Raw genomic sequence first — 20,327 nt, 5'->3', positions numbered from 1 at the left:
GGCTTTTTCTTATTTGCAACGTCAGTAAACGCTTACTGTCCGTCGAGCTTGCGCAAGGATGCGAGGAAAGTTTGCGCATTCTGGAAGCCGATCACGCGCGACTGGGCAATCTCCTGTCCCTGCGGGTTGAACATGATGATGCCGGGCGGCCCGAACAGCTGAAAACGTTTCAGCATGGCCTTGTCGTCGGCGTCATTGGCCGTCACGTCGACTTGCAGCAATACGGCCTGCCCCATCTTTTCGCGCACGGCAGGATCGACGAAGGTCAGTTTTTCCATCTCGATGCAAGACACGCACCAGTCCGCATAAAAGTCCAGCAGGGCCGGCTTGCCGTTCAGCTGGGCCAGCGCCGCATCGAGCTGCTCGACCGTCTTGACGCGCGTAAATGGCTGCGCGTGGACCTGGCCACCACCCAGGTGTGCCAGTGGCGCCAGCGGGTCGCGGCCACCGCTGGCCACGCCGACCAGTTGCAGCGCGCCCAGCACGGCAAACATCAGGCCAAAGGCCTTGGCGACCCAGGCGTGCTGCGTGCCGCTATTGCCCACCAGCAAATACATGCCATAGCCGACGAACAGGGCCGTCCAGCCCAGCATCTGCACGGCGCCCGGCAGCACAGGCGAGACCAGCCACCAGGCCACGCCCAGCAGCAGCACACCAAAGAAGCGCTTGACAGCATCCATCCAGGCGCCGGCGCGCGGCAGCAAGGTGCCCGCCGAGACGCCCACCAGTATCAGGGGCACGCTCATGCCCACTGCCATGGCGAACAGTGCGCTGCCGCCGATGACGACGTCGCGCGTCTGGCTGATGTACAGCAAGGCGCCAGCCAGCGGCGCGGCCACGCAGGGTCCCACGATCAGGGCGGAAATGGCGCCCATGACGAAGACGCCCGCCAGGCGGCCCGATGATTGCTGGTTCGACACGGACGTCAGCTTGCCTTGCAGGAAGGCCGGCACTTGCAATTCATATACGCCAAACATGGACAGCGACAGGCCCGCCATCAGCAAGGCAAAAAAGCCCAGCACCCAGGGATTTTGCAGCTTGGCTGCCAGGCCTTCGCCTGCCAGGCCGGCCGCCACGCCCAGCGCCGTGTAGACGATGGCCATGCCCAGCGCATACGTCAGCGACAGCAGCAAGCCGCGTGCGCGGCTGACCTTGGCGCCATCGCCGACGATGATCGACGACAGGATCGGCACCATCGGCAGCACGCACGGCGTAAAGGCCAAACCCAGGCCCAGCAGCATGAAGAGGGGAACGATGACCAGCAGCTTGCCGCCCTTCAGGGCCGCCTCGATCTTGCCCATCTCGTTTTGCGCCGGCGCAGACGCCGTCACGGGTGCCACTACCGCCACGGGGTCAGGCGTGCTGGTGATATCGGGATTGGCGATGCTCATGACGGACACGCCAGGCGACGCCTGCGCCTGTGGACCGTTGACGCCCGCCGTGTCCACTGCCGGTGCGGCTGGCAGGGCAAACTTCGACGGCGAGCCGCCCGGCGCCGTGCTCTGGCCGCCACCACCGCCCACCAGCTGGGCCGTGGCGTCCTGCGGCGCATAGCACAAACCTTTGTCTGAACAGCCCTGGCCGGTGGCCTTCAGGGTGAACGCGCCGGCCGCCTCGACAGGAATGCTGATGGTCAGGGTCTTGCGAAATGTTTCCACGTTCTTCTGGAAAGTATCGTCGAACTTGACCTTGCCAGCCGGATACACGGGCGTGCCCAGCTTGGCGCCCACGGCCTCGAACTTGAAGCGCTCGTGGTACATATAGTAGCCATCGGCAATCACATAGGTGACGGCGATGGTGGCTGGGTCCTGCATGCGGGCGGAAAATTTGAAGGCCAACTCAGGATCGAGGAATTCATCGTCGGCACGGGCATGGCCGGCACCGAAAAGCGTCATCGTCAGGAAAAGGCAGGCGGCAAACCAAAGCAATAAGGAAGAACGTACAGGGGAGCGCGCGGCGGCGCTGGAGGGGAAACGGGACATGAACTACCTTTTCGACCATTCGACAGAGGACGCGCGGAACGGGCAGCGCTTGTGCCAGGCCGGCGCGAAAGGAGAATAGTACACTGCAGTCAGGATAGCTGCAGCAGAAAACAAAAAAGCCAGGCTAGGCCTGGCTTTCTCAGATGCAACTGCCGGGATTACTCGCCAGCGATTTCAACTGCTTCGGTCGTATCTGGACGATCCATCAGTTCAACGAACGCCATAGGAGCGTTATCGCCGACGCGGAAACCCATTTTCAGGATACGCACATAACCACCGTTACGGTTGGCGTAACGTGGGCCCAGTTCAGCGAACAGCTTGACGACCATTTCACGGTCGCGCAGGCGGTTGAAGGCCAGACGCTTGTTTGCCAGGCAGTCAGTTTTGCCCAGGGTCAGAATTGGCTCGACAACGCGGCGCAGTTCTTTTGCTTTTGGCAGGGTGGTTTTGATCGCTTCGTGACGCAGCAGCGATACTGTCATGTTGCGCAGCATTGCCAGACGGTGGGACGAGGTACGATTCAGTTTACGGAGGCCGTGACCGTGACGCATGATAAATCCTTTCGGTGAGTGTTTAATTTCCAGTTCTTCGATCGGCTGGGTGGGAAACCCCAAACAGCCGCGGACCGGTTTGGTACTTCAAAAATAAAAACCTGGGACACCTGTCCCAGGCAGTTTGCTACAACTACGAATTACTTTTCCAGGCCTGCAGGCGGCCAGTTTTCCAGCTTCATGCCCAAGGTCAAGCCGCGCGATGCCAGCACTTCCTTGATTTCGTTCAGGGACTTGCGGCCCAGATTTGGCGTTTTCAGCAGTTCGTTTTCCGAACGTTGGATCAGGTCGCCGATGTAGTAGATGTTTTCCGCTTTCAGGCAGTTTGCCGAACGCACGGTCAACTCCAGGTCATCGACTGGACGCAACAGGATAGGATCGACCAGCGGAGCGCGCGATGGCGCTTCAGCGGCAGCTTCCGTGCCTTCCAGGGCAGCGAACACATTCAACTGGTCCACCAGGACGCGGGCCGACTGGCGGATCGCTTCTTCCGGCGAGATCACGCCGTTGGTTTCGATGTTGATGATCAGCTTGTCCAGGTCGGTACGTTGCTCGACGCGGGCCGATTCAACGAAGTACGATACACGGCGCACTGGCGAGAACGAAGCGTCCAGGATGATGCGGCCGATGGTCTTGTTGGTGTCTTCCGACAGACGACGCACGTTACCAGGAACGTAGCCGCGGCCTTTTTCAACCTTGATCTGCATGTCCAGCTTGCCACCAGCGGTCAGGTGGGCGATCACGTGGTCAGGGTTGATCAGTTCGACATCATGCGGCAGGTCGATGTCGGAGGCCAGGATCGCGCCTTCGCCTTCTTTTTTCAGGGTCAGGGTTACCGAATCGCGGTTGTGGACTTTGAAAACCACACCCTTCAAGTTCAGCAACAGATCGACGACGTCTTCTTGCACGCCATCGAGGGAAGAATATTCGTGGACGACGCCAGCGATCGTCACTTCGGTCGGCGCGTAGCCCACCATCGACGACAGCAGAACGCGGCGCAACGCGTTACCCAATGTGTGGCCATAGCCGCGCTCGAACGGCTCCATCACGACCTTGGCGTGACCTGGACCGAGAGCTTCAACATCGATAATACGTGGCTTCAACAAACTGTTTTGCATGAAATGTCCTTTTCAATACCCTCGGCTCATTACACCGATAAGGCTGATGGCATATTGGTAAAACGCCCACTCAATGTTGTGAGTGGGCGATGGCGGTGCGAACTACTATTAACGCGAGTACAGCTCGACGATCAACGATTCGTTGACGTCCATAGCGATTTCGTTACGCTCTGGCAGGGACTTGAAAGTACCTTCCATTTTCTTGGCATCAACCGAAACCCAGCTAGGCATGCCAACTTGTTCAGCCAGCGACAGTGCTTCAACGATACGCACTTGCTTTTTCGATTTTTCACGAACAGCAACGATGTCGCCAACTTTAACCGCGTACGAAGCGATGTTCACAACGATACCGTTCACGGTGAACGCTTTGTGGCTGACCAATTGACGCGCTTCAGCGCGGGTCGAGCCAAAGCCCATGCGGTAGCAAACGTTGTCCAGACGCGTTTCCAGCAACTTCAACAGCGTTTCGCCGGTGTTGCCTTTACGACGGTCTGCTTCAGCGAAGTAGCGGCGGAATTGACGTTCCAGCACGCCGTACATGCGCTTGACTTTTTGCTTTTCGCGCAGTTGGTTACCGTAGTCCGAGGTGCGGGCGCCGGATTTAACACCGTGCTGGCCTGGCTTGACGTCCAGTTTGCATTTGCTGTCGAGCGAGCGACGTGCGCTCTTCAGGAACAGATCTGTGCCTTCACGGCGGGAAAGTTTTGCTTTAGGTCCGATATAACGTGCCACGATACTTCCTTTTTTTAAATGATAACGCCCCAGCCACATGCATGATCAAACACACTGATGCGGTTAGGCGCTAGTCTGATTTGGTTTCAATCAGACGGTGGCTGAAAACGAAAAACCCGTCAAACTGAATTTGACAGGCAAGAACAGCCGGGCAGTATAACCGTTTCCGGCTCCCTGCTCCAGCGTTTTCACACAACTGTACTGAATTACAACAGACAGCAAAGCAGCTGGCGCCGAAGCGCCCTCTGCAACACTATCTTAGATACGACGACGTTTCGGTGGACGGCAACCGTTGTGCGGTACCGGCGTCACGTCCTGGATCTCGGTGATCTTGATGCCCAGGTTGTTCAGCGCGCGAACGGCGGATTCACGACCAGGACCTGGGCCCTTGATACGTACTTCCAGGTTCTTTACGCCACACTCAACAGCCACTTTACCAGCGGCTTCCGCGGCGACCTGCGCTGCGAATGGGGTCGATTTACGCGAACCCTTGAAGCCTGCACCGCCGGAGGTAGCCCACGACAAGGCATTGCCTTGACGATCGGTGATGGTAATGATGGTGTTATTGAACGAAGCGTGGACATGTGCAATGCCTTCAGCGACGTTCTTTTTAACTTTTTTACGCACGCGTGCTGATGCGGCGTTATTTTGCGACTTAGCCATAATTATTCCCTAGCGGATTATTTTTTCAGCGATTGAGCGGCTTTACGCGGTCCCTTGCGGGTACGTGCGTTCGTACGCGTACGCTGGCCACGGCAAGGCAGACCCTTACGATGACGCATGCCGCGGTAGCAACCCAGATCCATCAAACGCTTGATGTTCATCGAGAGTTCACGACGCAGATCGCCTTCGACGATGAATTTACCTACTTCATCGCGCAGTTTTTCCAGTTCGCTGTCATCCAGATCTTTGATCTTTTTGTTGGTTGCTACACCGGTCGATGCACAGATTTTCTCTGCGCGTGGACGGCCAACACCGTAGATGGCCGTCAGGCCGATAACGGTATGCTGATGATTTGGGATATTAACCCCTGCAATACGTGCCATTTGTTATTCCTCGATTAACCTTGACGCTGCTTGTGACGTGGTTCCACGCAGATAACGCGGACTACGCCTTTGCGCTTGATGATCTTGCAGTTGCGGCAGATCCGCTTGACTGATGCGAGAACTTTCATTTTTGGGCTCTTTCTTTCGCTTCTTTGGTTTGATTCAGTGTGTTACTTGGTACGGAACACAATGCGGGCTCGGCTCAGGTCGTACGGCGTTAACTCTACCGTCACCTTGTCTCCAGGGAGAATGCGAATATAATTCATCCGCATTTTACCTGAAATATGCCCGAGCACCACGTGTCCGTTTTCCAGCTTCACTCGAAATGTTGCATTTGGGAGATTCTCAAGAATCTCGCCCTGCATCTGTATGACGTCGTCTTTTGCCATTCGGTATGTTTACCGCGCTTAACGCGTCGGAATTCCGCCCTTGAAATTTGCTTTGCGCAGCAGCGAATCATATTGCTGCGACATCACGTAGTTCTGTACTTGCGCCATGAAATCCATGGTAACAACTACAATAATCAATAAAGAAGTACCGCCGAAATAGAATGGTACTTTCCACTGGGCTTGCATAAATTCCGGCAATAAACACACCAGGGTGATGTAGACTGCGCCGGCAAGTGTCAAGCGTGTCAGGATCTTGTCGATATAACGGGCTGTCTGCTCGCCTGGACGAATCCCGGGAATGAACGCACCGCTTTTCTTCAAGTTATCCGCTGTTTCCTTGCTGTTAAATACCAGCGCTGTATAGAAGAAACAGAAAAACACGATCGCCACTGCGTACAACAGCGCATGGATAGGCTCACCAGGCCCCATCGATGCTGCCAAATCTTTCAAGAACCGCACCGCAGGGTTAGCGTTGTCGGCGCCCTTTGAAAACCAGTCCACGATAGTGGCCGGGAACAAGATGATCGAAGAAGCAAAGATCGGCGGGATCACGCCGGCCATGTTCAGCTTCAACGGCAAATGGCTGGTTTGACCGCCATAAATCTTGTTGCCTACCTGGCGCTTCGCATAATTGACCAATATTTTGCGCTGACCACGTTCGACGAATACGACGAAGTACGTTACCAGTGCTACCAGGATCACGATGAAAATCGCTGAAAAGCTGCTAATCGAACCATTCGACACCTGAGTGAACAAGCCACCCAACGCCGACGGCAGACCGGCTGCAATCCCGGCAAAAATGATGATCGAGATGCCATTACCCAAACCACGCTCGGTAATTTGCTCACCCAACCACATCAAAAACATTGTTCCGGTCAACAAAGTGACGACCGTCACGAAGCGGAATGCAAGACCAGGTTCCAACACCAGACCAGCTTGCGACTCCAGTGCGACTGCAATGCCTAACGCCTGGAACAGTGCCAGGGCAACCGTGAAATACCGGGTGTACTGGGTGATCTTGCGACGACCTGCTTCGCCTTCTTTTTTCAACGCTTCCATCTGCGGTGACACGATCGACAGCAATTGCATGATGATCGAGGCCGAGATATAAGGCATGATACCCAGCGCAAACACTGTAAAACGAGACAAGGCACCGCCCGAGAACATGTTGAACATGCCCAGGACGCCGCCTTCGTGCTCCTTGAACAGCGAGGCTAATTGTGTCGGGTCAATCCCGGGAACCGGGACGTGAGCACCGATACGATAAACCACCAATGCGCCAAGCAAAAACCAGAGCCGTCCCCAAGGGAAACCGGCCGCTGCACTTTTAGCAAGTTGTGGATTAGTCGCCAATTTTCGCTCCGATCAAGCTGTTAGCGGTCAACTCAGGCTACCGAGCCGCCGGCTGCTTCGATGGCTGCTTTCGCGCCAGCGGACACTTTCAAGCCCTTCAAATTCACCGCTTTGGTGATTTCGCCGGACAAGATCACGCGCACGTCACGGGCCAACACGCCCAGAACGCCAGCTTGCTTCAAGACCAGAATGTCGACATCGCCAACAGCCAGGTTGTTCAGATCGGACAGGCGAACTTCAGCTTTGAAGGTTGCGTGCATCGATTTGAAACCGCGCTTAGGCAGACGGCGTTGCAGAGGCATCTGACCGCCTTCGAAACCGACTTTATGAAAGCCGCCCGAACGCGATTTCTGACCTTTGTGACCACGACCCGAGGTTTTACCCAGGCCGGAGCCGATACCGCGACCGACGCGACGCTTGTAGTGCTTAGCGCCTTCGGCTGGTGCAATAGTATTCAATTCCATGATTTGCTCCGTTCGTGTAAGCCCGAAGGCTTACCCGACAACTTTAACGAGATACGATACTTTATTGATCATGCCGCGTACGGATGGGGTGTCTTGCAATTCGGAAACCGAATTTACACGACGCAGACCCAGACCGCGCACGGTAGCGCGATGCGATTCGCGCGTACCAATCAAGCCCTTGACCAATTGCACTTTGACTGTGTTTGTCATTTTGTCCACCTTAAGCCAGAATATCTTCAACCGATTTGCCGCGTTTAGCAGCGATATCGGATGCAGTACTCATTTTCGACAGGCCGTCCAAGGTGGCGCGAACCAGATTGTATGGGTTGTTCGAACCGGTGGATTTCGCCACCACGTCCGTCACGCCCATTACTTCAAAGATCGCGCGCATTGCGCCACCAGCGATAACGCCGGTACCAGGCTTGGCCGGGTTCATGATAACTTTCGAAGCGCCATGCTGACCCTTGACGGTATGATGCAGCGTACCGTTCTTGAGTGGCACTTTGATCAGGTTGCGGCGGGCTTCTTCCATTGCCTTCTGCACACCGACCGGCACTTCTTTCGACTTGCCCTTGCCCATGCCGACGCGGCCATCGCCATCACCAACTACGGTCAGCGCGGCGAAACCCATGATACGACCACCTTTGACCACTTTGGTCACGCGGTTGATCGCGATCATTTTTTCGCGCATGCCATCATCCGGCTTGTCGCTTTGCATTTTTGCTTGCATTTTTGCCATGATTGATCCTTAGAACTTCAGACCGGCTTCGCGTGCGGCTTCTGCCAACGCTTTTACACGGCCGTGGTAACGGAAACCGGAGCGGTCAAACGCAACTTCGGTAATCCCTGCTTTCAACGCTTTTTCAGCGACGCGCTTGCCGATCAAGGCTGCAGCAGCGGCATTGCCGCCTTTGCCGGATTGACCTGCCAGTTCAGCGCGGACTTCAGCTTCAGCCGTCGAGGCCGAAACCAGGATTTTTGCATCCGGGCTGATCAGGTTGGCGTAAATATGCAGGTTGGTGCGATGCACCGACAAGCGATTTACTTTCAATTCCGCAATCTTGATGCGGGTTTGGCGTCCGCGGCGAAGCCGTGATTCTTTCTTATCCATCGTCAGCCCCTAATTACTTCTTCTTGGTTTCTTTAAGCTTAACCACTTCGTCCGCATAGCGAACGCCCTTGCCTTTATAAGGCTCAGGAGCGCGGTAAGCACGAACTTCGGCAGCTACCTGGCCAACCTGTTGACGGTCGATACCTTTAATCAGGATCTCGGTCGGGGTTGGTGTTACACAGGTAACGCCGGCTGGCATGTCATGCACTACAGGGTGCGAGAAACCCAGGGACAGATTCAACTTGTCGCCTTGAGCTTGCGCCTTGTAACCCACGCCTACCAGGTTCAGCTTTTTCTCGAAACCCTTGGTGACGCCAACAACCATGTTGTTGACCAGTGCGCGCAGCGTGCCGGACATGGCATTGGCTTCGCGGCTGTCGTCCGCCACGTCGAAACTCAGGGTTCCTGCATTGTTTTCTACTTTAACCTGGCCGGTAAGGGCCTGGGAAAGCACGCCCAGCGGGCCTTTTACGGTGATCGCTTGTGCGGAGATGGCGACTTCGGCGCCAGCTGGCACTACGATAGGCATTTTAGCTACTCGAGACATGTGTAACTCCTTAAGCCACGTAGCAAATAACTTCGCCGCCGACACCGGTAGCGCGTGCTTTGCGGTCAGTCATGACGCCTTGCGGAGTCGACACGATCGCCACACCCAAGCCATTCATCACAACAGGGATCTCGTCTTTACCCTTGTAGACGCGCAGACCCGGACGGGACACGCGCTCCAAGCGCTCAATGACGGGACGGCCAACATAATACTTCAAACCGATTTTGAGTTCCGCTTTGCCACCAGCTTCGGTAACAGCGAAATCTTCAATGTAACCCTCGTCCTTCAGGACTTTGGCAATCGCAATTTTGACTTTCGACGATGGCATAGCCACGGTCGTTTTTTGCACGCCTTGTGCGTTGCGAATGCGGGTCAGCATATCGGCGATAGGATCGCTCATACTCATTGCATATTCTCCTATTACCAGCTTGCTTTTGTCATACCCGGAATTTCACCACGCATGGCGAATTCACGGAGCTTGATACGACCCAGACCGAATTTACGGAATGTGCCGCGCGGACGACCTGTGATGGCGCAACGGTTACGTTGACGCGTCGGGTTCGAGTTACGTGGCAGCGCCTGCAATTTCAGGCGCGCTTCGTAGCGCTCTTCTTCCGATTTCGATTGGTCATCCACTATGGCCTTGAGAGCGGCGCGTTTTGGGGCGAATTTCGCCACCAGGTCGGCACGCTTGATCTCACGATTAATCAGTGACAGTTTGGCCATGATCAGTTCCTGAAAGGGAATTTAAAGGCGGCGAGCAAAGCTTTGGCTTCGTCATCGGTCTTAGCGGTTGTCGTGATGCTGATATTCATACCGCGCAACGCGTCAATCTTGTCGTATTCGATTTCAGGGAAAATGATCTGTTCCTTGACACCGATGTTGTAGTTACCACGACCGTCAAATGCACGGCCGTTCACACCACGGAAATCGCGTACGCGCGGCAGAGCCACGGTAATGAAGCGATCCAGGAACTCGTACATGCGAGCGCCGCGCAGGGTGACCATCGTACCGATCGGATAACCTTCACGGATTTTGAAGCCTGCGATAGCTTTGCGGGACTTGGTGGTCACTGGCTTCTGGCCGGCGATCTTGGTCAAGTCAGCAACTGCGTGCTCGAGAACTTTTTTATCCGCGATTGCCTCACCAACACCCATGTTCAGGGTGATCTTGGTCAGGCGTGGAACTTCCATTACCGACTTGTAACCAAACTTGCTGGTCAGGTCGACAACGACTTTTTCTTTATAGAATTCTTGGAGACGTGCCATGATTTCTTAAGCCTTCACTACTTCGCCGGAGGATTTAAAGACGCGGACTTTTTTGCCATCCACTTCTTTGAAACCCACGCGATCTGCCTTGCCAGTCGCTGCATTAAACAATGCAACGTTGGACACGTGAATTGGCATGGTCTTATCGACGATACCACCAGTTACGCCAGTCATCGGGTTTGGCTTAGTCGCTTTTTTAGCGATGTTAATGCCGTCAACCACGATATGTTCAGCATCAATACGCTGCTGCACCACACCACGTTTGCCCTTGTCTTTCCCGGTCAGAACGATGACTTCGTCGTTTTTACGAATCTTATCCATTACGACTCCTTACAGGACTTCCGGTGCCAGGGACACGATTTTCATGAACTTCTCAGTGCGCAGTTCGCGCGTGACAGGTCCAAAAATACGGGTACCGATCGGCTCCAACTTGGCGTTCAACAGTACGGCGGCATTGCCGTCGAACTTCACCAGGGAACCGTCTTGGCGGCGAACACCTTTAGCGGTGCGCACAACCACGGCGTTATAAATTTCACCTTTTTTGACACGGCCACGTGGCGCAGCAACCTTAACGGTTACCTTGATCACATCGCCAATGCCAGCATAACGGCGCTTGGAGCCGCCCAATACCTTGATGCACATTACTTCTTTGGCACCGGTATTGTCAGCCACTTCGAGCCGGCTTTCAGTTTGAATCATAGTATTCTCTTTCCCAACTTAAGCCGAAGAATCCACACAATGTAGACCCACGGTCAGTCTTGGTCCCGCCAGAGCCGCCCTGCTGGGCTTCACTGTTTGGGTGCATGACCTTCATACATCAACTGACCGCGAATGCTATTGTCTGTGACCAGACACTTTGCGGCGTTACATGAACGAAGCCCGCAAGTATTACATACAATTTGCGGGCCTGCAAGTACTAATTAAAACCCACCGCCGAAACGGTGGTTTTTATTTAAACGATGGGTGCGGCTTGAACCACACGAGTCACCGTCCATGCCTTCGTTTTGGAGATCGGACGACCTTCCTGGATCTCGACCGTATCACCGGCTTTGACCTGGTTGGTCTCGTCATGCGCGTGATACTTGTTCGAGCGCATGATGATCTTGCCATACAAAGGATGTTTCACGTGGCGCTCGATCAGAACGGTAACGGTCTTGTCCATCTTGTCCGAAACCACTTTACCGATCAGCGTGCGCTTGAGCGACTGTTTCACTGGTTCGTTCATTTGGCTTCCTTCAGATTCATTACCGTCTTCACACGCGCGATATCGCGGCGTACCTTCTTGAGTTGCGAAGTGTTGCTCAGCTGTTGCGTAGCGGTTTGCATACGCAGGCCGAACTGTGCCTTCAACAAATCATTCAGCTCTTTTTGCAGAGCTGCCTGGTCTTTGCCGCGGAGTTCAGTTGCTTTCATATTTCAACTCCAATTATTGGCCGACTTGACGTACGACAAAAGTCGTAGCCAGTGGCAGTTTAGAGGCGGCAAGACGGAAAGCTTCCCGTGCCAGCGCTTCATCAACGCCATCCATTTCGTACAGTACTTTGCCTGGCTGAATTTCAGCGACGTAGTACTCAGGATTACCCTTACCGTTACCCATACGGACTTCAGCCGGTTTGTTCGAAATCGGTTTGTCCGGGAAAATACGGATCCAGATACGGCCACCGCGCTTGATGTGACGCGTCATTGCACGACGCGCCGCTTCAATTTGACGCGCAGTGATACGGCCGCGCGCAACTGCCTTCAGACCGAATTCGCCAAACGACACGGCGGTGCCGCGGCTGTGCGAAATACCGGTGTTACGGCCTTTCTGCTCTTTACGATACTTTCTGCGTGCTGGTTGCAGCATGATTATTCTCCTGCTTTCTCAGCTGGTGCAGCGGCGGCCGGTTTAGCGGCGGTACGCACACGTGCACCTGGTGCTGTGGATGGTTTCGCACCGGCACCGGCTGGACGCGGACGGCCAGCTGGCTTGCCATCGTCACGACGCGGACCGCGGCTCTTCTTCTCGTCAGCTGGAGTATCGATGACTGGTGCATCGCCGTTAGGCGCGCGGTCACCTTTGTATACCCACACTTTGACGCCGATGATACCGTAGGTGGTCAGCGCTTCGCTGGTACCGTAGTCGATATCGGCACGCAGGGTATGCAGAGGCACACGGCCTTCGCGATACCATTCTTTACGCGCGATTTCGATACCGTTCAAACGACCGGACGACATGATCTTGATACCGAGAGCACCCAGGCGCATTGCATTTTGCATTGCACGCTTCATGGCGCGGCGGAACATGATCCGTTTTTCCAGCTGCTGAGCGATCGAATCGGCGATCAGTTGCGAGTCGATTTCCGGCTTGCGGATTTCTTCGATATTCACGTGCACTGGCACGCCCATGATCTTGGTCAGCGCCGACTTCAGTACTTCGATGTCTTCGCCTTTTTTACCAATGACCACGCCTGGACGCGAGCTGTAGATCGTGAAGCGCGCGTTCTTTGCTGGGCGCTCGATAACGATGCGGCCAACCGAAGCGTTCTTCAGTTTCTTTTTCAGGTAAGCGCGTGCTTTCAGATCTTCGTTCAGCATGGCAGCGAAATTACCGTTGCCTGCGTACCAACGCGATGCCCAGTTACGGGTAACCGAAAGGCGGAAGCCTGTTGGATGAATTTTCTGACCCATCGTGGCTCCTTAGTTACCGACAGTCACGTAAACGTGACAGGATTGTTTCGAAATACGGTCGCCACGGCCTTTTGCACGCGCGGTGAAGCGCTTCAGGACCGGGCCCTTTTCGACGTAGATCGTTTTCACGAACAATTCGTCGATGTCGGCGCCATCATTGTGCTCGGCATTCGCAATTGCGGATTCCAGAACACGCTTGATGATCGCAGCACCTTTTTTCGGGCTGAATTGCAAGATGTTGAGTGCTGCGTCAACTTTCTTGCCACGGATCAGGTCAGCAACCAAGCGGCCCTTTTGGTCCGACAGGCGCACACCTTTGAGGATAGCTTTAGTTTCCATTATTTCTTAGCCTTTTTGTCAGCTGCATGGCCCTTGAACGTACGGGTCAGTGCGAACTCGCCGAGCTTGTGACCAACCATGTTTTCGGAAACATAAACCGGCACGTGCAGCTTGCCGTTATGTACCGCGATCGTCAGGCCGATGAAGTCAGGCATGATTGTCGAACGACGCGACCAGGTTTTGATTGGCTTTTTGTCTTTGGCTGCTTGCGCGGCTTCAACTTTTTTCACCAGGTGGGCGTCACAAAACGGCCCTTTTTTCAATGAACGTGTCATGTGCTACCCCTTATTTCTTGCCGCGGCGCGAGACGATCATGGAAGTCGTACGCTTGTTGCTGCGTGTCTTCTTACCTTTAGTCTGTTGGCCCCAAGGCGACACTGGATGACGACCAGCTGCTGTTTTACCTTCACCACCACCGTGCGGGTGATCGACCGGGTTCATGACCACACCGCGAACGGTAGGACGAACACCGCGCCAGCGCATCGCGCCAGCTTTACCGATTTTACGCAGGCTGTGCTCAGCGTTACCGACTTCACCAACCGTAGCACGGCACTCGATGTGCACGCGGCGTACTTCACCCGAGCGCAGACGCACTTGAGCGTAAACACCTTCGCGCGCCATCAGCACAACGCCAGCGCCAGCGGAACGGGCCATTTGGGCACCTTTACCTGGCAGCATCTCGACGCAATGCATCACGGTGCCGACTGGGATGTTACGGATTGGCAAGCAGTTACCCGATTTGATCGGCGCTTCCGAACCATTCATCACGCTATCGCCAACGGCCATGCCTTTGGTTGCGATGATGTAGTGGCGTTCGCCGTCGGCGTAGCACAACAGAGCGATATTCGCGGTGCGGTTTGGATCGTATTCGATACGTTCCACTTTCGCTGGAATACCATCTTTGGTGCGCTTGAAGTCGATCAGGCGATAGTGTTGCTTATGACCACCACCGATATGACGGGTAGTGATGTGACCGTTGTTGTTACGACCAGCGGTCTTGGATTTCTTTTCAACCAGGGCAGCGAACGGACGACCTTTGTACAGGTCTGGGTTCACCACCTTTACCATGCCACGACGGCCTGGCGAGGTTGGTTTCATCTTAACGAGTGCCATTATGCAGCCTCCTCGGAGAAGTTGATTTCCTGGCCAGGCTTCAGGCACACGAAAGCACGCTTGGTATGGTTACGACGACCGTTGAACTTGCCAGTGCGCTTTTGCTTACCTTCGCGGTTTGCAGTTTGCACGGACAGAACTTCGACCTTGAACAACAGCTCAACAGCTGCCTTGATTTCAGGCTTGGTTGCATCCGGCAGTACGCGGAATACAATTTGCTCGTTCTTTTCCGCGACCATGGTGGCCTTTTCGGAAATGACCGGCGCCAACAGCACCTTCATCAAGCGTTCTTCGCTATGTTTCAAAATCGCGCTCATGCCAGCATCTCCTCAATCTTAGCCAATGCAGCTTTGGTGACCAAGATCTTCTTGTAGAACACCAGGGACATCGGGTCTGCGTGACGTGGCTCAACGACGAGCACGTTTGGCAGGTTGCGCGATGCCAGTTCCAGGTTTTCGTTCAGAACGTCGGTGATGATCAGTACCGAATCAAAACCCAGGCCGCTCAGTTTTTGCGACAGCAGCTTGGTTTTTGGCGCGTCGATCGTCAGATCGTCGATGACGATCAGGCGCTCTTCGCGAGCCAGCTGCGACAGAATCGAGCAGATACCTGCGCGATACATTTTTTTGTTCACTTTGTGGGTGAAGTTCTCGTCAGGCGAGTTCGGGAAAACCCGACCACCGCCGCGCCACAGTGGCGACGACGACATACCAGCACGAGCGCGGCCGGTACCTTTTTGGCGCCATGGCTTTTTCGTCGTGTGGTGAACTTCTTCACGGTCTTTTTGCTTGCGGTTACCACTACGTGCATTCGCTTGATAAGCGATGACGACTTGGTGGATCAGCGCTTCGTTGTAATCACGGCCGAAAATCGTATCGGCTGCAGCAACGTTCGAGGCGGCTTGACCTTGCGCATTCAGAAGCTTGAGTTCCATCGTTTAAGCTCCCTTCTTGGCTTTGGTTTTGATGGCTGGCGAGACAACTACCTGGCCATTTTTCGCACCTGGAATCGCGCCTTTGACCAGCAGCAGCTGACGGTCGGCATCGATACGGGCGATCACGAGGTTCTGGATGGTACGGTTAACGTCACCCAGATGACCGGTCATGCGCTTACCAGGGAAAACACGACCTGGATCTTGCGCCATACCGATGGAACCTGGAACGTTGTGCGAACGCGAGTTACCGTGAGTAGCACGACCCGAAGAGAAGTGGTAACGTTTGATAACGCCTGCATAGCCTTTACCAATGGTAACGCCTTGCACGTCGATCTTTTGACCGACTTCGAACAGGGAAGCGGCAACAACATCGCCAGCTTTCAGTTCAGCGGCTTTAGCAGCGTCAACACGGAACTCTTTCAACAGAGTACCGGCTTCAACACCAGCTTTAGCGTGATGACCAGCAACAGCTTTGGTCACGCGGGATGCGCGACGTTGACCGAATGCGACCTGAACAGCGGAGTAACCATCTGTTTCAGGGGTTTTGATTTGCGCAACACGGTTGTTCGATACGTCCAACACGGTGACAGGAATCGAGTCCCCTTCATCCGTGAAAATGCGCATCATACCAACCTTGCGACCGAGAAGGCCTAGGCTCATTTTTTCTCCATTCCCACCTGCGATTGGGCGGGGCTTGTTTAACTACAAAGTAACGTAGGACTCAAAAAAGACGAATCCATACCGAAGCCGGCTAGTATATAGCACAAAAACCCTTGACGCAACAAGTTAACACGAGGTATGTCAAAGTGTTGCGCGACGCCCCACGGCAAGTTGCCGGCGGCGCCGCAAGGGACAGCTAAAGTAACACAAATCGCCTATTCATGCGCTTCTGCCGCGTGCTGAGAGGCCCCTTTCCCCACCTGATACCAGTCCACCTTGCGCGTCGCCACCATGATGACCGCCAGCACGGCGAACAGCAGGATGCTGCCCATCACCAGCGCGTTGTTTTCCGAGCTCAGCAAGCCATACAGGGTGCCATATAGCGCTGTCAGCGCCACGCCGAAGCCGATGCCGCGCCGGGCGTCGTGCAGCACATGCGCCAGGTAAAAGCTGGTCAGCGCGATACAGGCGGCGCTGGCGATCAGATACGCAGCGAGGAAGGCGATGTGTTCTGCCAGCCCCACCAGCAGCAGGAAGAAGATCACCAGCGACAGTCCCACCAGCAGGTATTGCACCGGGTGGATCGGCAGGCTTTTTAGGATTTCAAAGATGAAGAAGGCGGCAAAGGTCAGCGCCACGAACAGCAAGCCATATTTGGTGGCCCGGTCCGATTGCGAATACACGTTCACCGGCTCGATGAAGCCGACGCTGAAACGCTCTACCTGCCCCAGCGGTGCACTGTCGGGCACCTTGAATTCGCCCTCGATGGTACTTAGCTGCGTTTGCGCATTGGTGGCCAGGGACGAGATGTTCCAGGCCACATTAAAGCCGTGGGCGTCGATCTGGCGGTTTTTCGGCGATGGCAGGAAGCGCCCGCCAAACTGCGGATGGGGCCAGTTCGACTTGATCTGGATCTGGCTGTTTTTCGCCACCGGCACGAAATGCTGGCGTTCGATGCCGTCGAGGCCCAGATCAAAGCTGAAACGCACCGGCTGCGGCGCGGCCATAGCCAAGCTGCCCAGCGGCGCATGCAGGCCACTACGGAAAGCAAACAAGTCGGAGCCTTGCTCAAATTCAATCTTTTTCCCGCCCCAGTCGATTTTCGGGATATTGCGGATGCCGCGCACGTCCTCGATCGACAAGGCCACGAAGGGCGCGCCCAGAGTGACGCGCGAGTCGGGCGACTTGCGCGGCAGTTGGGTGCTGGCCGGCACAGTGAAATCGCCCTTGAACGCATGCTGGCCGCTGTAGACCAGCACCTGGTGTATACCCCGGTAGCGGCGGTCCGTATCGATGCTGCCATGGATCTGCAAGTCATTCGGATACACGAGCAGGCGGCGCTGCACCGTGCGGCGCAGCAACTCGGTACGCACAGGCATGTTCACTTCCTGCATCTTGTCACCACCCTTGGCCACTTCCACGCGCTCTTCGTACTGCTCCGTGTAGGGAATCACCAGGATGGGGCCGATGATGGTTTGTTCGCGCACCGAGTCGGCGGCGATGCTGTTAACGGCTTCCTGGCGGAATTCCATCCTTTCCTTGATCGTTTCCTGAATCATCAGCAATGGCAGGCCGATCAGCAGAATCAGGCCAAACACGATCAACGCTTTGACGAATAAAGTTTTTTGCATGGCGCATCCTTGAAGTAAGGCAGCCAGTGTAAAAAAACTGTATGCGCTGACGATGCAGTGCGTGTGAAGCCGACAAATAAAGTGCGTTTAGGCCAGCGGCAGGCACAAGCGGGCGCAGGCGCCGCCATCGGCATGGTTGATGACCTCGACGGTACCGCCATGCAAGGAGGCCACCTCGCGCACGAAAGGCAAGCCCAGGCCCGTGCTTTTGCCCACGCAGGGCCGCGGCAGGGAATAGAAGCGCTCGAAGATGCGTTCCAGCGCATACGCAGGGATGCCCTCGCCCCGGTCACGCACCTCGATTGCCACTTGCGTACCCTGGCGCCGCGCCAGCAGGTCGATGCGACTGCCTGGTGGCGCGAAGCCGGCAGCATTGTCGAGCAGATTGCCCAGCGCCTGGCGCAGCAGCAAGGCATCGCCTGCCACGCTCAGCTCCTCCGCATCGAATTGCAAGTGCAGTCCACCCGCTATCAGGGTGGCAGCCGCATCCTGCGCCACTTGCGCCAGCATGGGCGCCAGCGCGATGCGTTCGGGATGGTCGAGTCGCTGCTGCTTTTCCACGCGGACCAGGGCCAGCAGCTTGTCGATCAGTTGCCGCTGGCGTGCATTCTGCTCCAGGATACTGGCAAGGAACTGGCGCCGCTCGGCCGGCGGCATGTCTTCCTGCAGCAATTCGGCCGAGGCCTGGATGGCGGCAATCGGGCTTTTCAGTTCATGCGCCAGGGTGTGCATCAACTGCTCGATGTATTCCTTGCCTTCGAGACGGATGCGCATCGCCTCCAGGGCACGCCCCAGAGTGCCGAACTCGTTCCTGCCCAGTGCCGGCAACGCCACCTTGCGCCCAGCCTCCACGTCGCCGATATAGCGCATCAGCTTGCCCAACGCATGGTGCAGCCACCAGGCGAACGCCAAGCCGATCAACAGCGACAACAGCAGCAAGACGGCGCCGCGCTGCAGGATCTTGCGCTGGCTGCGCTCGACGAACGCTTGCACACTGGCATTCGGCTTGGCTACCGTCAACACGCCGATGACCTCGCTGCCGTCACGAATCGGTGCCGCCACATGCATGACCGTCGACATCTCGTCGTCGGGACGGCTGCGCGTACTGCGTGCACCGTACTTGCCCTGCAAGGTGAGATAGACATCGTTCCAGCGCGAATAGTCGCGCCCCACGTCGTGCCCGCTGGAATCGAACAGCACGATGCCGCGCCGGTCCGTGATGGTGATGCGGTAATCGAGGGTTGCTTGTGCACGCCTTTGATGTTGATATCCACGCCATGGCGGGCGTAGTCCTGCATGCGCGCTACCACGGGAGAGTTCGCCAGCGTACCGGCGCGCATGTCGGGTGCCACCAGGCTGGCCAGCAACTGCGAGGTATCGACCAGGGCATCTTCCAGGGTCGAACGTACGCCAGGCTTGACCTGCTCCATGAATACATTCAGCAGAAACCACGCAGCCAGCCCCACGATCAGGAAGTAACCCAGCAAAATGCGCAGGCCGATCTTCATGCGCCAGCCAGGCTATAGCCGAAGCCACGGTGGGTTTGAATGGGTTCGTGCAGCGCATCGACGGCACGCAATTTGGCGCGCAAGGATTTCACGTGCGCATCGACGGTGCGCTCGAGCGTATCGGGCGCCCCGCCCCACACGCGCTCCATCAGCTGCGCACGCGACAATACGTGGCAGGGATGCTCCAGCAAGGTCTTCAGCAACAGGTATTCGTAGCGGGTCAGCGCCAAAGGCTGGCCATGGAACAGCACCCGCGCCTCCAGCGCGCGCAACTCGAAGCGCAGCGGCGCTGGCGCAACAGTTGCTGCGTCAGCGGCTATCGACATGCCAGCCTCGCGCGGTGCCTGGGCAGTGCCTGCGCGGCGCAGGATGACGCGGATGCGCGCCACCAGCTCGCGCGGCGAAAACGGCTTGGTGACGTAGTCGTCGGCGCCAATTTCCAGGCCCACGATACGATCGATTTCGTCGCTGCGCGCCGTCAGGAAGATCACCGGCACGTCGGAAAACTGGCGCAGGCGGCGGCATGTTTCCAGGCCGCTCATATCGGGCAAGCCCACGTCGAGCACCACGAGAGCGGGCATTTCCGCGCTGTCGCCGGGGCTGGCACGCAGCACGGCCAGGCCTGCTCGCCCAGCATCACATGGCGCGGCGCAAAGCCGTCGGTGCGCAGGGCATAGGCGATGCTGTCGGCAATCGCCTGTTCATCTTCCACGATCAGGATAGTCTTGGACATGGCAGCGTCGCGCGTTGATGGAGAGAGCCGGAGTATCCCTGAAGCTGGCGCGTGGCGTCAATCGCGCGCATGAAGTGAGCATAAAAGAGACGCCGGCAAGAAGCCGCCCACAATGAAAAACTGGTGGTATATTTATCATGGCATGACTCCACTGATCCACTGATACAGCGTGTCCAAC

The 20,327-nt window shown here is 56.1% G+C and carries 32 protein-coding genes and 1 pseudogene; all 33 read right to left on the bottom strand.

From position 1 onward, the window contains the following. Positions 1–32: 32 nt before the first annotated feature. Positions 33–1,982 (bottom strand): protein-disulfide reductase DsbD, encoded by a 1,950-nt coding sequence (dsbD, locus tag ACQ4W6_RS00795; protein WP_436565279.1) that lies wholly within the window; start codon positions 1,980–1,982, stop codon positions 33–35. Positions 1,983–2,140: 158 nt separating this feature from the next. Next, positions 2,141–2,533, bottom strand: a complete 393-nt coding sequence (gene rplQ, locus ACQ4W6_RS00790) for a 50S ribosomal protein L17 (RefSeq protein ID WP_436565278.1) — start codon at positions 2,531–2,533, stop codon at positions 2,141–2,143. A 140-nt stretch (positions 2,534–2,673) separates the two neighbouring features. Beyond that, entirely contained in the window at positions 2,674–3,651 is a 978-nt protein-coding gene (locus ACQ4W6_RS00785) for a DNA-directed RNA polymerase subunit alpha (RefSeq protein WP_010394480.1), read from the bottom strand. A 108-nt stretch (positions 3,652–3,759) separates the two neighbouring features. Beyond that, on the bottom strand, positions 3,760–4,383 hold the full coding sequence (gene rpsD / locus ACQ4W6_RS00780; RefSeq protein ID WP_436565277.1) for a 30S ribosomal protein S4: 624 nt from the start codon (positions 4,381–4,383) through the stop codon (positions 3,760–3,762). Between the two features lie 258 nt (positions 4,384–4,641). Further along, a complete protein-coding gene (gene rpsK, locus ACQ4W6_RS00775; protein ID WP_010394475.1) occupies positions 4,642–5,046 on the bottom strand; it encodes a 30S ribosomal protein S11 in 405 nt (134 codons plus the stop codon). A 17-nt stretch (positions 5,047–5,063) separates the two neighbouring features. Continuing rightward, positions 5,064–5,429 carry a 30S ribosomal protein S13 gene (rpsM, locus tag ACQ4W6_RS00770; RefSeq protein ID WP_046681666.1) on the bottom strand — a complete coding sequence of 122 codons (366 nt, stop codon included), beginning with the start codon at positions 5,427–5,429 and terminating at the stop codon, positions 5,064–5,066. 14 nt (positions 5,430–5,443) lie between these two features. Next, positions 5,444–5,557, bottom strand: coding sequence for a 50S ribosomal protein L36 (rpmJ, locus tag ACQ4W6_RS00765; RefSeq protein ID WP_010394471.1), 114 nt, complete (start codon positions 5,555–5,557; stop codon positions 5,444–5,446). Between the two features lie 42 nt (positions 5,558–5,599). Then, positions 5,600–5,818, bottom strand: a complete 219-nt coding sequence (infA, locus tag ACQ4W6_RS00760; RefSeq protein ID WP_005663428.1) for a translation initiation factor IF-1 — start codon at positions 5,816–5,818, stop codon at positions 5,600–5,602. 18 nt (positions 5,819–5,836) lie between these two features. After that, on the bottom strand, positions 5,837–7,171 hold the full coding sequence (gene secY, locus ACQ4W6_RS00755) for a preprotein translocase subunit SecY (RefSeq protein ID WP_071325660.1): 1,335 nt from the start codon (positions 7,169–7,171) through the stop codon (positions 5,837–5,839). A 32-nt stretch (positions 7,172–7,203) separates the two neighbouring features. Next, positions 7,204–7,635 carry a 50S ribosomal protein L15 gene (gene rplO / locus ACQ4W6_RS00750; protein WP_034753211.1) on the bottom strand — a complete coding sequence of 144 codons (432 nt, stop codon included), beginning with the start codon at positions 7,633–7,635 and terminating at the stop codon, positions 7,204–7,206. A gap of 30 nt (positions 7,636–7,665) precedes the next feature. Continuing rightward, entirely contained in the window at positions 7,666–7,845 is a 180-nt protein-coding gene (rpmD, locus tag ACQ4W6_RS00745; RefSeq protein ID WP_010394435.1) for a 50S ribosomal protein L30, read from the bottom strand. 10 nt (positions 7,846–7,855) lie between these two features. Further along, positions 7,856–8,374, bottom strand: a complete 519-nt coding sequence (rpsE, locus tag ACQ4W6_RS00740; protein ID WP_436565276.1) for a 30S ribosomal protein S5 — start codon at positions 8,372–8,374, stop codon at positions 7,856–7,858. A gap of 9 nt (positions 8,375–8,383) precedes the next feature. Continuing rightward, on the bottom strand, positions 8,384–8,746 hold the full coding sequence (rplR, locus tag ACQ4W6_RS00735; RefSeq protein ID WP_071079767.1) for a 50S ribosomal protein L18: 363 nt from the start codon (positions 8,744–8,746) through the stop codon (positions 8,384–8,386). Positions 8,747–8,759: 13 nt separating this feature from the next. After that, positions 8,760–9,293, bottom strand: a complete 534-nt coding sequence (rplF, locus tag ACQ4W6_RS00730; protein WP_436565275.1) for a 50S ribosomal protein L6 — start codon at positions 9,291–9,293, stop codon at positions 8,760–8,762. A 10-nt stretch (positions 9,294–9,303) separates the two neighbouring features. Continuing rightward, positions 9,304–9,699: a 30S ribosomal protein S8 gene (gene rpsH / locus ACQ4W6_RS00725; RefSeq protein WP_436565274.1), complete on the bottom strand. Its 396-nt coding sequence runs from the start codon at positions 9,697–9,699 to the stop codon at positions 9,304–9,306. A gap of 14 nt (positions 9,700–9,713) precedes the next feature. Next, positions 9,714–10,019, bottom strand: a complete 306-nt coding sequence (rpsN, locus tag ACQ4W6_RS00720; RefSeq protein ID WP_183736988.1) for a 30S ribosomal protein S14 — start codon at positions 10,017–10,019, stop codon at positions 9,714–9,716. A gap of 2 nt (positions 10,020–10,021) precedes the next feature. Beyond that, positions 10,022–10,561: a 50S ribosomal protein L5 gene (gene rplE, locus ACQ4W6_RS00715; RefSeq protein ID WP_436565273.1), complete on the bottom strand. Its 540-nt coding sequence runs from the start codon at positions 10,559–10,561 to the stop codon at positions 10,022–10,024. A 6-nt stretch (positions 10,562–10,567) separates the two neighbouring features. Further along, positions 10,568–10,882, bottom strand: a complete 315-nt coding sequence (rplX, locus tag ACQ4W6_RS00710) for a 50S ribosomal protein L24 (RefSeq protein WP_010394419.1) — start codon at positions 10,880–10,882, stop codon at positions 10,568–10,570. A gap of 9 nt (positions 10,883–10,891) precedes the next feature. After that, positions 10,892–11,260, bottom strand: a complete 369-nt coding sequence (gene rplN / locus ACQ4W6_RS00705; protein ID WP_008444317.1) for a 50S ribosomal protein L14 — start codon at positions 11,258–11,260, stop codon at positions 10,892–10,894. Positions 11,261–11,513: 253 nt separating this feature from the next. Beyond that, a complete protein-coding gene (rpsQ, locus tag ACQ4W6_RS00700) occupies positions 11,514–11,786 on the bottom strand; it encodes a 30S ribosomal protein S17 (RefSeq protein WP_065310148.1) in 273 nt (90 codons plus the stop codon). After that, positions 11,783–11,974: a 50S ribosomal protein L29 gene (gene rpmC / locus ACQ4W6_RS00695; protein ID WP_436565272.1), complete on the bottom strand. Its 192-nt coding sequence runs from the start codon at positions 11,972–11,974 to the stop codon at positions 11,783–11,785. Before rpmC ends, rpsQ begins: the two co-directional genes overlap by 4 nt. Positions 11,975–11,987: 13 nt before the next feature. Then, a complete protein-coding gene (rplP, locus tag ACQ4W6_RS00690; RefSeq protein ID WP_017877854.1) occupies positions 11,988–12,407 on the bottom strand; it encodes a 50S ribosomal protein L16 in 420 nt (139 codons plus the stop codon). 2 nt (positions 12,408–12,409) lie between these two features. Next, complete coding sequence (gene rpsC / locus ACQ4W6_RS00685) at positions 12,410–13,231, bottom strand: 30S ribosomal protein S3 (protein ID WP_436565271.1); 822 nt, start codon at positions 13,229–13,231, stop codon at positions 12,410–12,412. A gap of 9 nt (positions 13,232–13,240) precedes the next feature. After that, positions 13,241–13,573 carry a 50S ribosomal protein L22 gene (rplV, locus tag ACQ4W6_RS00680; protein ID WP_170840583.1) on the bottom strand — a complete coding sequence of 111 codons (333 nt, stop codon included), beginning with the start codon at positions 13,571–13,573 and terminating at the stop codon, positions 13,241–13,243. Continuing rightward, a complete protein-coding gene (rpsS, locus tag ACQ4W6_RS00675; RefSeq protein WP_008444295.1) occupies positions 13,570–13,845 on the bottom strand; it encodes a 30S ribosomal protein S19 in 276 nt (91 codons plus the stop codon). The genes rplV and rpsS overlap by 4 nt, the downstream gene beginning before the upstream one ends. A gap of 10 nt (positions 13,846–13,855) precedes the next feature. Beyond that, complete coding sequence (gene rplB / locus ACQ4W6_RS00670) at positions 13,856–14,683, bottom strand: 50S ribosomal protein L2 (protein ID WP_436565270.1); 828 nt, start codon at positions 14,681–14,683, stop codon at positions 13,856–13,858. Beyond that, complete coding sequence (rplW, locus tag ACQ4W6_RS00665; RefSeq protein WP_010394398.1) at positions 14,683–15,000, bottom strand: 50S ribosomal protein L23; 318 nt, start codon at positions 14,998–15,000, stop codon at positions 14,683–14,685. The genes rplB and rplW overlap by 1 nt, the downstream gene beginning before the upstream one ends. Continuing rightward, positions 14,997–15,617 (bottom strand): 50S ribosomal protein L4, encoded by a 621-nt coding sequence (gene rplD, locus ACQ4W6_RS00660; protein ID WP_436565269.1) that lies wholly within the window; start codon positions 15,615–15,617, stop codon positions 14,997–14,999. The genes rplW and rplD overlap by 4 nt, the downstream gene beginning before the upstream one ends. Positions 15,618–15,620: 3 nt before the next feature. Beyond that, positions 15,621–16,277, bottom strand: coding sequence for a 50S ribosomal protein L3 (gene rplC, locus ACQ4W6_RS00655; RefSeq protein WP_071079769.1), 657 nt, complete (start codon positions 16,275–16,277; stop codon positions 15,621–15,623). Between the two features lie 215 nt (positions 16,278–16,492). Further along, a complete protein-coding gene (gene creD, locus ACQ4W6_RS00650; RefSeq protein WP_436565268.1) occupies positions 16,493–17,908 on the bottom strand; it encodes a cell envelope integrity protein CreD in 1,416 nt (471 codons plus the stop codon). A gap of 87 nt (positions 17,909–17,995) precedes the next feature. After that, positions 17,996–19,416 (bottom strand): annotated as a pseudogene (creC, locus tag ACQ4W6_RS00645) (two-component system sensor histidine kinase CreC). Further along, positions 19,413–19,997, bottom strand: a complete 585-nt coding sequence (gene creB / locus ACQ4W6_RS00640; protein WP_436565267.1) for a two-component system response regulator CreB — start codon at positions 19,995–19,997, stop codon at positions 19,413–19,415. Before creB ends, creC begins: the two are co-directional and overlap by 4 nt. Next, positions 19,955–20,149, bottom strand: a complete 195-nt coding sequence (locus tag ACQ4W6_RS00635; RefSeq protein WP_436565266.1) for a hypothetical protein — start codon at positions 20,147–20,149, stop codon at positions 19,955–19,957. The genes creB and ACQ4W6_RS00635 overlap by 43 nt, the downstream gene beginning before the upstream one ends. Positions 20,150–20,327: the final 178 nt, after the last annotated feature.

Origin of the sequence: Janthinobacterium woesei, assembly GCF_051380875.1 — a bacterium.
GTDB lineage: Bacteria > Pseudomonadota > Gammaproteobacteria > Burkholderiales > Burkholderiaceae_D > Janthinobacterium.
This window is presented reverse-complemented; position numbering and strand designations above follow the sequence as displayed.